This is a genomic window from Ralstonia sp. SA306, from assembly GCF_054792405.1.
Genome location: NZ_CP096451.1, coordinates 1,054,484 through 1,067,424, shown reverse-complemented (window position 1 = coordinate 1,067,424; position 12,941 = coordinate 1,054,484). Strand labels below are relative to the sequence as shown.

12 protein-coding genes are annotated in these 12,941 nt (G+C 62.7%); 8 read left to right on the top strand and 4 right to left on the bottom strand.

Features of this window, described 5'->3' with window-relative positions:
* Window positions 1-2 precede the first annotated feature (2 nt).
* The 4 genes from sdhA to M1D44_RS05040 form a co-directional block, all read right to left on the bottom strand.
* On the bottom strand, window positions 3-1,781 hold the full coding sequence (gene sdhA, locus M1D44_RS05055; RefSeq protein ID WP_024979655.1) for a succinate dehydrogenase flavoprotein subunit: 1,779 nt from the start codon (window positions 1,779-1,781) through the stop codon (window positions 3-5).
* A gap of 3 nt (window positions 1,782-1,784) precedes the next feature.
* Window positions 1,785-2,150 carry a succinate dehydrogenase, hydrophobic membrane anchor protein gene (sdhD, locus tag M1D44_RS05050; RefSeq protein WP_004637532.1) on the bottom strand — a complete coding sequence of 122 codons (366 nt, stop codon included), beginning with the start codon at window positions 2,148-2,150 and terminating at the stop codon, window positions 1,785-1,787.
* An 11-nt stretch (window positions 2,151-2,161) separates the two neighbouring features.
* Window positions 2,162-2,572 (bottom strand): succinate dehydrogenase, cytochrome b556 subunit, encoded by a 411-nt coding sequence (sdhC, locus tag M1D44_RS05045; RefSeq protein WP_316854193.1) that lies wholly within the window; start codon window positions 2,570-2,572, stop codon window positions 2,162-2,164.
* 272 nt (window positions 2,573-2,844) lie between these two features.
* A complete protein-coding gene (locus M1D44_RS05040; RefSeq protein WP_024975344.1) occupies window positions 2,845-3,654 on the bottom strand; it encodes a GntR family transcriptional regulator in 810 nt (269 codons plus the stop codon).
* 352 nt (window positions 3,655-4,006) lie between these two features.
* Between M1D44_RS05040 and M1D44_RS05035 the strand changes: the two genes are divergently transcribed.
* The 8 genes from M1D44_RS05035 (at window position 4,007) to M1D44_RS05000 (ending at window position 12,833) form a co-directional block, all read left to right on the top strand.
* Window positions 4,007-4,993 (top strand): malate dehydrogenase, encoded by a 987-nt coding sequence (locus M1D44_RS05035; protein ID WP_024975343.1) that lies wholly within the window; start codon window positions 4,007-4,009, stop codon window positions 4,991-4,993.
* A 116-nt stretch (window positions 4,994-5,109) separates the two neighbouring features.
* Window positions 5,110-6,090, top strand: a complete 981-nt coding sequence (locus M1D44_RS05030) for an HpcH/HpaI aldolase/citrate lyase family protein (RefSeq protein ID WP_024975342.1) — start codon at window positions 5,110-5,112, stop codon at window positions 6,088-6,090.
* A gap of 23 nt (window positions 6,091-6,113) precedes the next feature.
* Window positions 6,114-7,010, top strand: coding sequence for a methylisocitrate lyase (prpB, locus tag M1D44_RS05025; protein ID WP_024975341.1), 897 nt, complete (start codon window positions 6,114-6,116; stop codon window positions 7,008-7,010).
* A gap of 257 nt (window positions 7,011-7,267) precedes the next feature.
* Window positions 7,268-7,810: a hypothetical protein gene (locus M1D44_RS05020; RefSeq protein WP_316854192.1), complete on the top strand. Its 543-nt coding sequence runs from the start codon at window positions 7,268-7,270 to the stop codon at window positions 7,808-7,810.
* Window positions 7,811-7,845: 35 nt separating this feature from the next.
* Window positions 7,846-8,253 carry a 2-methylcitrate dehydratase gene (locus M1D44_RS05015; RefSeq protein WP_112184385.1) on the top strand — a complete coding sequence of 136 codons (408 nt, stop codon included), beginning with the start codon at window positions 7,846-7,848 and terminating at the stop codon, window positions 8,251-8,253.
* Window positions 8,254-8,329: 76 nt separating this feature from the next.
* Window positions 8,330-11,035 (top strand): aconitate hydratase AcnA, encoded by a 2,706-nt coding sequence (gene acnA / locus M1D44_RS05010; protein WP_112184384.1) that lies wholly within the window; start codon window positions 8,330-8,332, stop codon window positions 11,033-11,035.
* A gap of 216 nt (window positions 11,036-11,251) precedes the next feature.
* Entirely contained in the window at window positions 11,252-11,524 is a 273-nt protein-coding gene (locus M1D44_RS05005; RefSeq protein ID WP_080693642.1) for a hypothetical protein, read from the top strand.
* A 97-nt stretch (window positions 11,525-11,621) separates the two neighbouring features.
* The gene (locus M1D44_RS05000) at window positions 11,622-12,833 is read left to right on the top strand and encodes a DUF2863 family protein (protein WP_024975336.1); all 1,212 of its coding nucleotides are present in this window, start codon (window positions 11,622-11,624) and stop codon (window positions 12,831-12,833) included.
* Window positions 12,834-12,941: the final 108 nt, after the last annotated feature.

The following is a 12,941-nucleotide window of genomic DNA, read 5'->3' as shown; positions in this document are numbered from 1 at the left end:
CGTTAGAACGTACGCGCCTTGGGCGGCACCGATTCCACCGACAGCGGCTTCAACTGCACGGGCTTGTAGTCGAGGCGGTTGCCTTCGCTGTACCACAGCGAGTGCTTCATCCAGTTTTCGTCGTCGCGGTTCGGGAAGTCGCTGTGTGCGTGTGCGCCGCGCGATTCCTTGCGGGCGGCGGCCGACACCATCGTCGCCTTTGCCACTTCCACCAGGTTGGCCACTTCCAGCGCTTCGACGCGCGCGGTGTTGAACACCTTGGACTTGTCCTTCAGGTGGATGCTGCCAGCGCGCTCGGCCACTTCCAGGATGCGCTCGACGCCTTCATCCATCAGCTTCTGCGTACGGAACACGCCCGCGTGCGACTGCATGTTGCGGCGGATGTCGTTGGCGACGTCCTGCGCGTACTCGCCCGAGCTGGACGAATCGAGCTTGGCCAGGCGCGACAGTGCGCGGTCCGCTGCATCGGCCGGCAACGGCTTGTGCTCGCGGTTCTTCAGGTTCTGCGCAACGATGTGGTTGCCCGCCGACCGGCCGAACACCACCAGGTCGAGCAGCGAGTTCGTGCCCAGGCGGTTGGCGCCGTGCACCGACACGCACGAGCATTCGCCGATCGCGTAGAAGCCGTTGATGACCTCGTTCGGGTTGCCGTTCTTCGGCACCACGACCTGGCCGTGATAGTTCGTCGGAATGCCACCCATCTGGTAGTGGATGGTCGGCACCACAGGAATCGGTTCCTTGATGGCGTCGACGTTGGCGAACTTCAGGCCGATCTCGCGGATCGACGGCAGGCGCTTCATGATGGTCTCGGCGCCGACGTGGGTCAGGTCGAGCAGCACGTAGTCGCCGTTCGGGCCGCAGCCGCGGCCTTCCTTGATTTCCTGATCCATCGAGCGCGACACGAAGTCACGCGGTGCCAGATCCTTCAGCGTCGGGGCATAGCGCTCCATGAAGCGCTCGCCATCCTTGTTACGCAGGATGCCGCCCTCGCCACGCACACCTTCCGTGATCAGCACGCCCGCGCCGGCCACGCCGGTCGGGTGGAACTGCCAGAACTCCATGTCTTCCAGCGGAACACCCGCGCGCGCTGCCATGCCCAGGCCGTCACCGGTGTTGATGAAGGCGTTGGTGGACGCTGCGTAGATGCGGCCTGCACCGCCCGTGGCGAACAGCGTCGTCTTCGCTTCGAGGATGTAGACCTCGCCGGTTTCCATTTCCAGCGCGGTCACGCCCAGCACGTCGCCGTCCTGGTCGCGGATCAGGTCCAGCGCCATCCATTCGACGAAGAAGTGGGTCTTGGCCTTGACGTTACGCTGATACAGCGTGTGCAGCAGCGCGTGGCCGGTACGGTCAGCCGCGGCGCAGGCACGCTGCACGGGCTTCTCGCCGTAGTTCGACGTGTGACCGCCGAACGGACGCTGGTAGATGGTGCCGTCGGCGTTGCGGTCGAACGGCATGCCGAAGTGTTCCAGCTCATAGACCACGTTCGGTGCCTGGCGGCACATGAACTCGATCGCGTCCTGGTCGCCGAGCCAGTCGGAGCCCTTGACGGTGTCGTAGAAGTGATAGTGCCAGTTGTCTTCGCTCATGTTGCCCAGCGAAGCACCGATACCACCCTGCGCCGCAACGGTGTGCGAGCGGGTGGGGAAAACCTTGGACAGCACGGCCACGGAGAGGCCGGCTTCTGCCAGCTGCAGCGATGCGCGCATGCCCGAACCGCCCGCACCGACGATCACGACGTCGAATTTGCGGCGCGGCAGCCCAGTCTTGACTGCGACCATGTCTTAAACCCTCCAGAGAATCTGAGCTGCGTAGCCCGCACAACCAACGAGCCACAGAATCGTCAACACTTGCAGCGTCAAACGCACTGCCACGGGCTTCACGTAGTCCATCCAGATGTCACGGACACCGATCCAGGCGTGATACGTGAGCGACACGAACGCCAGGAACGTCAGCATCTTCATCCACTGGTTGGAGAACAGCCCCGCCCAGCTTTGGTAAGACGTGTCTTTGGAGAGCAGGAACGCAGCCAGCAGCACGACGGTGTAGACCGCCATGATCACGGCGGTGACGCGCTGCGCGAGGAAGTCCTTCAGGCCGTAGTGCGCGCCGACAACGAGGCGCTTGGGACCGATATTGTTATTTGCCATCATTCGACTCCTCAGAACAGGCCGAACAGCTTGGCGCCGAACACGACGGTCAGCAGCAGGCTGACGATCAGCACGCTCACAGCCGACTTGGAGGCCGAAGCCTTGTCGATGCCGATATGCAGATCGAGGATCAGGTAACGGACACCTGCGCAGAAGTGGTGCAGGTATGCCCAGATGAGGGCAAGGACGACAACCTTGGCAAAGCTGTTGGACAGAAGCGCCGTGAACTTGGCGAAACTGATTTCCGACGTGAGACTTTGCTCGAACAAGTACAGCACGAACGGAAGAAGAAGGAACATCAGCGCACCGCTGGCACGGTGCAAGATGGACACCTTACCGGCCCAGGGCAAGCGGTAACGGGCAATGTCGCCCAAACCGATGTTCCTGTATACCGGCCTGGCTTTCTTGATGGCTTCTGCCATGGTCAGACCCCAATTGGCTAATCAACAAACAAAACAGCTTTGCACAAATCCGCGAGATTTTAGCGCGCTTTTGTTGCGCAGCGCACCATTAATTCCATGCGACGCGCTCCACTTTTGTGCTTCCTGCCCTCGCCTGCCAGTGGCGTGATACGGGGGCCGATTGTCTTCTTTACACTGCCTTCACGACGCGCAATACGCTGTTGCGCAACGCACAAATCAAGACGCCGCCGAAGTGGCCACTGCCCGCACAAATCGGGCCCATCGACGTGTCGTCAATTCAATTCGTTCTGGTAGTAGTGCCGCGTCGTGACGTACAGGCCACGACGTACCTCCACCGGTTTGTCGCCGAACGTATGCGACACGCGCTCCACCGAGAGCAGCGGCGATTCGGCCGCCACCGACAGCAATTCAGCCGTGGTCGCGTCGGCCGCAACCGCACGGATGCGCTCGGTGGCACGCAACATTCGCACGCCGAACTCCGCCTCGAAAAAGGCGTACATCGGCCCCTTCCACTCGGTCAGCTTTTCAGCCGTCAGCCCTTTGAAGCTCGCGCCCGGCAGCCAGATCTCTTCCAGCACGGTCGGCTCACCCGAAAAGAACAGGATGCGGCGAATCTGCACGACGCTGTCGCCGGCCTTGAGTTCGAGCAGGCGGGCGATTTCAGCCGGGGCGCGCATGCGCTTGCACTCCAGCACACGGCTGCTCGGATAGTGCTGCTCGCCCTGCTCCGGCATCAGGCGCAAAAACCGGAACTGCACGCCTTCTTCGTAATGCGTGGTAACGAAGGTGCCCTTGCCCTGGCGCCGCGCGACCAGGTTTTCGGCCGCCAGTTCGTCGATCGCTTTGCGCACGGTCCCTTGGCTGACCTTGTAGCGGGCCGCCAATTCCATTTCGCTGGGGATCATCTCGCCCGGCTTCCATTCGCCGGCTTGCAAGCTTTGCAGGATCAGCGTCTTGATCTGCTGATACAGCGGGCTGAAGGTGGGAGAGCCGCCCGCGCCGCCCGAAGAAGCGGGCGATGCGCCGCCTTCGCCGCCCGGGGGTGGCATCGCAGCGGACAGAGGGCTGGGTGTGCTCGACATAACTGCCGATTTCACCACAAAAGCGACAAAGGCGTCCAGCCCGTTTATAGAATGTCTTATGTCTTATATAAGACAGAAGATTCATTGACTTTCCAGCGAGGCCAGACCTACACTCGCGCCTGTTCCGGGCGACGGCCCCCACGACACGCCACAACGGCTCAAAGGTCAATCGCAGTGTGTTTCCACATCGTCATGCGGACGCAGTAAACTGCGAGGCTCTTGCCGTTTCTGAGCCGACCGCCCACGTGGCGCCGACCGTTGCCGGCAATGCCTGCGAGGCTGCACCGACATCCTGCCGGGATGCGCGCCGCGCGCAGTGCGATCCGCTTTCACTACCGTTTGGAGAGTTCTCATGGCAAAAGCACCCATGCGCGTCGCAGTGACCGGCGCTGCTGGACAGATCGGTTACGCCCTGCTGTTCCGCATCGCCGCCGGCGAAATGCTGGGCAAGGATCAACCCGTCATCCTGCAGCTGCTGGAAATCCCCGATGAGAAGGCCCAGAAGGCACTCAAGGGCGTGATGATGGAGATCGAAGACTGCGCATTCCCGCTGCTGGCTGGCATGGAAGCGCATTCCGACCCGATGACCGCATTCAAGGACGCCGATGTGGCTCTGCTGGTGGGCGCCCGCCCCCGTGGCCCGGGCATGGAACGTGCGGATCTGCTGTCGGCCAACGCCCAGATCTTCACGGCACAAGGCAAGGCACTGAACGCCGTGGCTTCGCGCAACGTCAAGGTGCTGGTGGTCGGCAACCCGGCCAACACGAACGCCTACATCGCCATGAAGTCGGCGCCGGACCTGCCGCGTGAGAACTTCACCGCCATGCTGCGCCTGGACCACAACCGCGCCCTGTCGCAGATCGCCGCCAAGACAGGCAAGCCGGTGTCGAGCATCGAAAAGCTGTTCGTGTGGGGCAACCACAGCCCGACGATGTACGCCGACTATCGCTACGCCACGATCGACGGCAAGAGCGTCAAAGACATGATCAACGACCCGGTGTGGAACAACGACGTGTTCCTGCCGACCGTTGGCAAGCGCGGCGCCGCCATCATCGAAGCGCGCGGCCTGTCGTCGGCTGCTTCGGCTGCCAACGCCGCCATCGACCACGTGCGTGACTGGGTGCTCGGCACCAACGGCAAGATTGTCACGATGGGCATCCCGTCGAACGGCGAATACGGCATTCCGAAGGACGTGATGTTCGGCTTCCCGGTCACCACCGAAAACGGCAAGTACAAGATCGTCGAAGGCCTGGAAATCGACGAGTACAGCCAAGGCAAGATCAAGATCACGCTGGACGAGCTGGAAGGCGAGCGTGCGGGCGTGCAGCACCTGCTGTAATCCGCATGATCTAAGAAAGAACCGGAGCGGATCGGCAGCGAACCCTCCGGTTTTTTTACACCTGCATTTTGATCAAGACACAGGCGTGACAAGCGCCGCCCAACCGATACCACCCCGTGCACCCCACCGAGGTTTTGTTCCAGGACGATGCGCTGCCGGCCCAATTGCCGGTCTGCGACCACTACGCGGGCGCAGAAAAACTGATGCGCAAGTCGCTAGCTCTGCAACAAGCCCTTGGCCCCGTTTTCGACATCACGTTTGACTGCGAAGACGGTGCCGCGGTCGGCCAGGAACGCGCACATGCCGAACTGGCCGCCGCGCTCATCAACAGCGACGACAACCGCTTCAACCGCGTTGGCGTGCGCATCCACGATCCGAACCACGATGCGTGGACGCAGGACGTCGACATCCTTGTAGGCCTTGCCGGCCGCCGACTCGCCTACGTGACCGTGCCCAAGGTACGTGACGTGGTGGAAGTGGCGCGCGTGACCGATCGCATCAACCAGGCCGCCAAGGCTGCGGGCATTGCGCGACACCTGCCGATCCATGTGTTGATCGAAACGCATGGCGCACTCACGCAGGTGTTCGATATCGCTTCGTTGGTGCAGGTGGAATGCCTGAGCTTCGGCCTGATGGATTTTGTTTCGGCGCACAACGGTGCGATTCCGGGCGCGGCGATGGGCTCGCCCGAGCAGTTCGAGCATCCGCTGATCCGCCGCGCGCTGACCGATATTTCCGCCGCGTGCCACGCCCACGGCAAAGTGCCGTCGCACAACGTCAGCACTGACATCAAACACCCGGACCGCGCGGGCGCCGATGCTGCGCGTGCCCGCAACGAGTTCGGCTATCTGCGCAAGTGGAGCATCCATCCGGACCAGATCACGCCGATCGTTTCGGCCTTCCGCCCATCGCACGAAGAAGTGACACACGCGAGCGCCATTCTTGCTGCGGCGCAGGACGCCTCGTGGGGACCAATCCAGCATGAAGGCCGGCTGCATGACCGCGCGAGCTATCGCTATTGGTGGGCCGTGCTGCAACGGGCGCACACCACGGGCGTGGAGATGCCGGCCGACGCCATCGCGCGGTTCTTCGCGTGACTGGCATAGAAAGGAGATTCGCCATGACAGCAAACACCCAAGCCAGCGCAGGAGCGCGCTTCCGCCAGGCGCTGGTTGAAGAATCGCCGCTGCAGGTGGTCGGCACCATCAACGCCAACCACGCGCTGCTGGCCAAGCGCGCCGGTTACCGCGCGATCTATCTGTCGGGCGGCGGCGTGGCAGCGGGCTCGCTGGGCTTGCCGGATCTTGGCATATCGGGCCTGGATGACGTTTTGACCGACGTCCGCCGCATCACCGATGTGTGCGACGTACCGCTGCTGGTAGACGTCGACACGGGCTTCGGCGCTTCCGCATTCAACGTGGCGCGCACGACCAAGTCGCTCATCAAGTTTGGCGCTGCGGCCATGCATATCGAAGACCAGGTCGGCGCCAAGCGCTGCGGCCATCGTCCCAATAAGGAGATCGTCTCGAAGGACGAGATGGTCGATCGCATCAAGGCGGCCGTCGATGCCCGCACCGACGCCAGCTTTGTCGTCATGGCCCGCACCGATGCACTGGCCGTCGAAGGGTTCGACCGCGCCCTTGAACGCGCCGTGGCCTGCGTGGAAGCCGGCGCGGACGCGATCTTTCCCGAGGCGATGACGGAACTATCGATGTACCGCAAGTTTGTCGACGCGGTGAAGGTGCCGGTGCTGGCCAACATCACCGAATTTGGCCAGACGCCTCTTTTCACGCGCGATGAGCTGGCGTCCGCAGGCGTGTCGATGATCCTGTATCCACTGTCGGCATTCCGCGCGATGAACAAGGCCGCGGAGAACGTCTACGCCGCCATTCGCCGCGATGGCACGCAAAAAAATGTCGTCGACACCATGCAGACGCGCATGGAGCTGTACGACAGCATCGGTTACCACGACTACGAAGCCAAGCTGGACGCGCTGTTCGCACAGAATCGCGGTTGAGCCGGGCCAATATCCACACCAACGCAAACAAGGAGAACGGAAGCCAAAGCTGCGGGGCAAGCTGGCCGGGAACGCCTCAGAAAACGTCGCTGGTGCAGGCACGACACCTCCTTTTGGCGGAGCGGTCGGGCGAGCATGTAACAGAACGTTGGGCACGGCGTCCAAATCGGTCAAAATACCGGCCGGTGTGCGAAATGCCGTGGCATTCCGTGGCCTGGCAGCCGCCTCCCCCACTCTGTCTTACCGAAGGAAACCCTATGAACAAATTCATCGTGGGCGCCTGTGCTGGCGTTCTTTCGCTGGCTGCATCGCAATATGCAACCGCCCAGGCCCCCGCCAAGCCGGCTGCCAAGAAGGCTCCGGCCAAGAAGCGTGCCGCCAAGAAGGCCGCGCCTGTTGCCGCCGTCAAGCCAGAAGGCGTCGAATGGAAGTGCGAGCTTGGCAACGAGCTGTACCTCAAGGGCGACATGGCGCGCGACCAGATCATTACGATGTACTGGAAGGGCAAGAACTACCAGCTGCCGCGCCAGATGACCCGCACCGGCGCTGACCGTTACTTCGACCAGAAGACCGGTATGGACCTGGTGGTGATCCCGGCCAAGGCCATGCTGTTCGACCGCAACGAAGGCCACCGCCTGGCCGATGAGTGCCAGACCGCCGAAATGGCTGCCGGCGCACCGGCTCCGACGCAAGCGGGCGCCCTGCGCGCTCCGGCCGGCCTGCCGCTGATGACGCCGGACAGCCCGGCCCCCGCTCCGGCCCCCGCGCCGGGCGCAGCAGCCCAACCGGCCCAGCAATAACGCGATATCGCGCAAAAGGCCCACAGGAGCCGCCTATGTCCGCACCGGTTGCGAACATCCGCACGAATCTGGACAAGGTCATCGTCGACGATGTGGCCTTGTCTGGATGCGCCGGGCTCCTTGGGCCTTTTGTGTCTGGGACCGTCCTGTCAGATGGCACGACGGGCACGACGGCTCCAGGCACGCCCCTCTTCTGCCGCAAGGCAATCGAAGATCAACAAGATGCCCTCGCCCGCGGCCTGCGCACCAATGTGCTGCGCATGAAAATTGCCCGCGTGGAAAACCTGCCTTTCACCACGAATGACCACGACGCCAAGAAGCGTTCGATCGCCCATGGCATCACCGCCCGCATCAACGGCGGCAAGACGTTCAGCGGTGTCGTGGCGAAGTACCTGGCCGGTCAGAAGCCAAGCCGGTCAACGCGTTTGTCGGTTTGTACGTGATTTGATTTTGTCGATTTGATGTATCCGCAAGGAGTGCCACGGCACCCCACGCATCCTCAAGCCTTGGAGTCATGCCATGCCCCACAATCTGAAAAAAACACTCAAGGAATTTAAGATCAACGGTGGTCAGACCGGCAAGTTCCACTCCCTGCCGCAACTTGGCAAGGAACTGGGCGTGGCGATCGAGCGCCTGCCGGTGTCGATCCGTATCGTGCTGGAGTCCGTGCTGCGCAACTGCGACGGCAAGAAGGTGACCGAAGAGCACGTTGCGCAACTGGCCAACTGGAAGCCGAACGCCGAGCGCGTTGACGAAATCCCGTTCGTGGTCGCTCGCGTGGTGCTGCAGGACTTTACCGGCGTGCCGCTGCTGGCCGATCTGGCCGCCATGCGCAACGTGGCCGAGCGCATGGGCAAGAACCCAAAGAAGATCGAGCCGCTGGTGCCGGTCGACCTCGTGGTGGATCACTCGGTGCAGGTCGACCACTTCCGCGAGAAGAAAGCCCTGGACCTGAACATGCAACTGGAGTTCTCGCGCAACAACGAGCGCTACCAGTTCATGAAGTGGGGCATGCAGGCATTCGACACGTTTGGCGTGGTGCAGCCGGGCTTCGGCATCGTCCACCAGGTGAACCTGGAATACCTGGCACGCGGCGTCCATAAGAAAGACGGCGTGTTCTACCCGGATACGCTGGTCGGCACCGACAGCCACACCACCATGATCAACGGTATCGGCGTGGTGGGCTGGGGCGTGGGCGGCATCGAGGCCGAGGCCGGCATGCTGGGCCAGCCGGTGTATTTCCTGACGCCGGACGTCGTGGGTGTGGAGCTGAAGGGCCGCCTGCGCGAAGGCTGCACGGCAACGGACCTTGTGCTCACGATTACCGAAATGCTGCGCAAGGAGAAGGTCGTCGGCAAGTTCGTCGAGTTCTTCGGCGAAGGCACGGCCAGCCTGTCGCTGCCAGACCGCGCGACCATCGGCAACATGGCTCCGGAATACGGCGCCACGATGGGCTTCTTCCCGGTGGACGACAAGACCATCGATTATTTCAAGGGCACGGGCCGCACGAAGGAAGAAATCGCTGCGTTCGAAGGCTACTTCAAGGCGCAGAAGCTGTTCGGCGTACCGAAGGCCGGCGAAATCGACTACACCAAGACGCTGACGCTGGATCTGGGCACGGTGGCCCCGTCGCTCGCCGGCCCGAAGCGTCCGCAAGACCGTATCGAAATCGGCAACGTGAAGTCGACGTTCTCGTCGCTGTTCTCGAAGCCGGTCGCGGAAAACGGGTTCAACAAGAAGTCGGAAGACCTCGACAAGACCTTCACGACCACCAACGGCGTTGACGTGAAAAGTGGCGACGTGCTCATCGCGGCCATCACCTCGTGCACGAACACCTCGAACCCGAGCGTGCTGCTGGCGGCGGGCCTGCTGGCCAAGAAGGCTGTCGAAGCCGGCCTGGAGGTCGCGCCGCACATCAAGACCTCGCTCGCCCCGGGAAGCCGTGTGGTGACCAAGTATCTGGAAGCCGCCGGTCTGCTGCCGTACCTGGAAAAGCTTGGCTTTGGCGTGACGGCATACGGCTGCACGACCTGTATCGGCAACGCCGGTGACCTGACGCCGGAACTCAACGAAGCCATCGTGAAGAACGATATCGTTGCTGCCGCCGTGCTGTCGGGCAACCGCAACTTTGAAGCGCGTATCCACCCGAACATCCGCGCCAACTTCCTGGCCTCGCCGCCGCTGGTCGTCGCTTACGCGATCGCCGGCAACGTGACGCGCGACCTGATGACCGAGCCGGTCGGCAAGGGCAAGAAGGGCAAAGACGTCTATCTGGGCGATATTTGGCCGACCTCGGACGAGATCGCCAAGCTGATGAAGTTTGCGATGAACGCCGACACGTTCCGCACGAACTACGAACAGGTCAAGAAGCCGTCCAAGCTGTGGGCCAACGTCAAGGGTACGAAGGGCCAGGTCTACGATTGGCCGAAGTCGACGTACATCGCCGAGCCGCCGTTCTTCGAAGGCTTTGGCATGACGCCGGCTGCTGCCTCGGCATCGGTCAAGGGCGCACGCGCACTCGGCGTATTTGGGGATTCCGTGACGACCGACCACATCTCCCCGGCCGGTTCGATCAAGGAAACGTCGCCGGCCGGCAAGTACCTGCTGGCCAACGGCGTGCTCAAGGCCGATTTCAACAGCTACGGTTCGCGCCGCGGCAACCATGAGGTGATGATGCGCGGTACGTTCGCCAACGTGCGTATCAAGAACCTGATGATCCCGGCCAAGGCTGATGGTTCGCGCGTGGAAGGCGGCGAGACGCTCTTCCAGCCGAGCGGCGAACAAATGTCGATCTACGACGCGGCCATGAAGTACATCGCCGACGGCACGCCGACGGTCGTGTTCGGTGGCGAAGAGTACGGCACGGGCAGTTCGCGCGACTGGGCCGCCAAGGGCACGCAACTGCTGGGCGTGAAGGCCGTGATCGCACGCAGCTTCGAGCGTATCCACCGCTCGAACCTCGTGGGCATGGGCGTGCTGCCGCTGCAGTTCAAGGGCAACGACTCGGCGCAGTCGCTGGGCATCGTGGGCGACGAGACCTTCGACATCGAAGGCCTGGACGGCGAAATCAAGCCGCAACAGGACGTCACCCTGGTCATTCATCGCGCCAACGGCGAGACCACGCGTGCGCAAGTGCTGCTGCGCATCGACACGCCGATCGAAGTCGACTACTACAAGCACGGCGGGATCCTGCCGTTCGTGCTGCGTCAGCTGCTGGCGGCATAAGCTTCACGCCATTACGCGGCATTGGTGCAGAACGGAAACCGGCTCTTCGGAGCCGGTTTTTTATTGCCTGCCGAATCAAACAAGGTGACGATGCTCCAATCGGCGAACAGGCTTTGGTACAGTGTGCCGAATAGGCCGCGTGATGTGCTCTCCCTGTTGGTGTCGAAATTGTCGTCCGCCCTCGCCTGGTCCTCTCATTGCTGGAGTCCCGCACCCATGGCCCAAGTGGTACTAGCTTTCATCGTCGTGGCGGCTGCCGTGTTCTACATCTTGGTCAAGGCACCGCAGACCGACGCCCAGACCCCAGCCCCCGCTGTGGCAGCGGCGCCTGTGCCCCCGCCTCCGCCGTTGGCTGCTTCCGAGCCCGTCGCCGCGACGCACGCGGCACCAGCCAGCGCGCCGGCTGCATCGGAACCCACACCGGCTTCCGTACCTGCAGCCGCGAGCAGTGTGGCAGCGGGAGCATCGACGCCTGCGGCCAAGCCTTAACGTTTTCGCCTATGGGTTTCGTAATAGGCGTCGCGCAGTAGCGTACAAGGGTAAAATAATGCCCCTTTCATTGTTCCAACGACCGGTACGGCACAGCATGGCAGGATTCCGCTCCAAGGCTCCCCAACGTCTTTCCCCCGATGCAGAACGGCTGGTGGCCGATGCGCTGGCGCTCGACGCGTCAGGCAGCCGCATCGAAGACGTCTATTGGGAACAAAGGCTGTCCGAACGTCTTTCCCGGCTGCTCAAGAATGGCAGCCAGACCGCGCTCGACGCCGCGCTAGACCATCTTTTCAAACACAACGAGGAAGCTTCCGACGTGCTGGCCGAACAGGCCGAGACACTGGCCGAATCGGCCATCCTCAGCTCAGGTGGCGTCGAATATGACGCGTTGCTGATCGCAGCGCCCATCCTGGCACACACGCGCTACATGATCCCGTCGGGCACGATCAAGCCTGAGATGGCGCAGACACTACAGGTGCACCTGCAGGCCCACGTGATGGCTTCAAACGCCCGCGTGGCGCTCGCGCCGTATCTGTACAGCATCGACCAGCTGCCGCGCACCCATTCCGACACCTTTGCGCTCACGCACAAGCTGGCGGCCTATGCGCTGTCCGGCCAGCCGGCCAAGGTCGAATTGCGCGATATGCCCGAGACGGCACCGATCCTGGCCGATCCACGCTACCTGGTGGCGATCGTCGTCGCGCAACACGGCCAGGCGCTGTTCCGCTGGCAGGAAGACGCCAAGGAGCACCACGCAGAGCGCTCCGCCTGCCTGGAGCAATGGCGCGAGCAAGTCACGCCGACCATCTCAACACTGATGCCAGGCTGCGAGTTCGACCTGCTGCTGCCAGACGCCTTCTTCCTGTCCTGTCGCGAGTCCGACAAGCAGATCCGCCCGCTGACCGTGCGGGCCGCCGTCAATTACCTGCAGGGCGCGCTCGATATGCCGGCCAACCGCTTCGGCGCCATCATCGGCGCATTCGGCGAAGAGCAGATCGAGGAATACCGCGTGGCCTTCACGGTGCGCGGCGAGAAAGACCTCATCTACGGCATCGTCTGGCCAGTGTACGGCCGCGACGGCGGCGCCACGGATGTCACCGCGGAAGGCGAACCGGGCAGTCCGCTGGAGCAGATCTGCGATGAGTTGCGCGCCTGCGGCATCGAAGACATCTTCCGTCACGGCCAGCTTTTCGAACCGGAGTACTGCGAAGACTGCGGCGCCCCGCTCTATGCAGACCGCTCGGCAGAAATCGTCCACGCAGAAATGCCGGAAGACGCGCCGACACAGCAGCCGCTGTTCCACTGATCGGCAACGCACGTTATCAAAGCCACCTCCGGGTGGCTTTTTTATTGCTCCGCCATCGTTCATATTGATTGTTGGTTTGCGTCGCACGTGCCGGACCGGGCTGCGGCA

Excerpts from the sequence above, each read along its gene's own strand:
- sdhA (WP_024979655.1), bottom strand. The coding sequence starts at position 1,781 with ATGGTCGCAGTCAAGACTGGGCTGCCGCGCCGCAAATTCGACGTCGTG.
- sdhD (WP_004637532.1), bottom strand. The coding sequence starts at position 2,150 with ATGGCAAATAACAATATCGGTCCCAAGCGCCTCGTTGTCGGCGCGCAC.
- sdhC (WP_316854193.1), bottom strand. The coding sequence starts at position 2,572 with ATGGCAGAAGCCATCAAGAAAGCCAGGCCGGTATACAGGAACATCGGT.
- M1D44_RS05040 (WP_024975344.1), bottom strand. The coding sequence starts at position 3,654 with ATGTCGAGCACACCCAGCCCTCTGTCCGCTGCGATGCCACCCCCGGGC.
- M1D44_RS05035 (WP_024975343.1), top strand. The coding sequence starts at position 4,007 with ATGGCAAAAGCACCCATGCGCGTCGCAGTGACCGGCGCTGCTGGACAG.
- prpB (WP_024975341.1), top strand. The coding sequence starts at position 6,114 with ATGACAGCAAACACCCAAGCCAGCGCAGGAGCGCGCTTCCGCCAGGCG.
- M1D44_RS05020 (WP_316854192.1), top strand. The coding sequence starts at position 7,268 with ATGAACAAATTCATCGTGGGCGCCTGTGCTGGCGTTCTTTCGCTGGCT.
- M1D44_RS05015 (WP_112184385.1), top strand. The coding sequence starts at position 7,846 with ATGTCCGCACCGGTTGCGAACATCCGCACGAATCTGGACAAGGTCATC.
- acnA (WP_112184384.1), top strand. The coding sequence starts at position 8,330 with ATGCCCCACAATCTGAAAAAAACACTCAAGGAATTTAAGATCAACGGT.
- M1D44_RS05005 (WP_080693642.1), top strand. The coding sequence starts at position 11,252 with ATGGCCCAAGTGGTACTAGCTTTCATCGTCGTGGCGGCTGCCGTGTTC.
- M1D44_RS05000 (WP_024975336.1), top strand. The coding sequence starts at position 11,622 with ATGGCAGGATTCCGCTCCAAGGCTCCCCAACGTCTTTCCCCCGATGCA.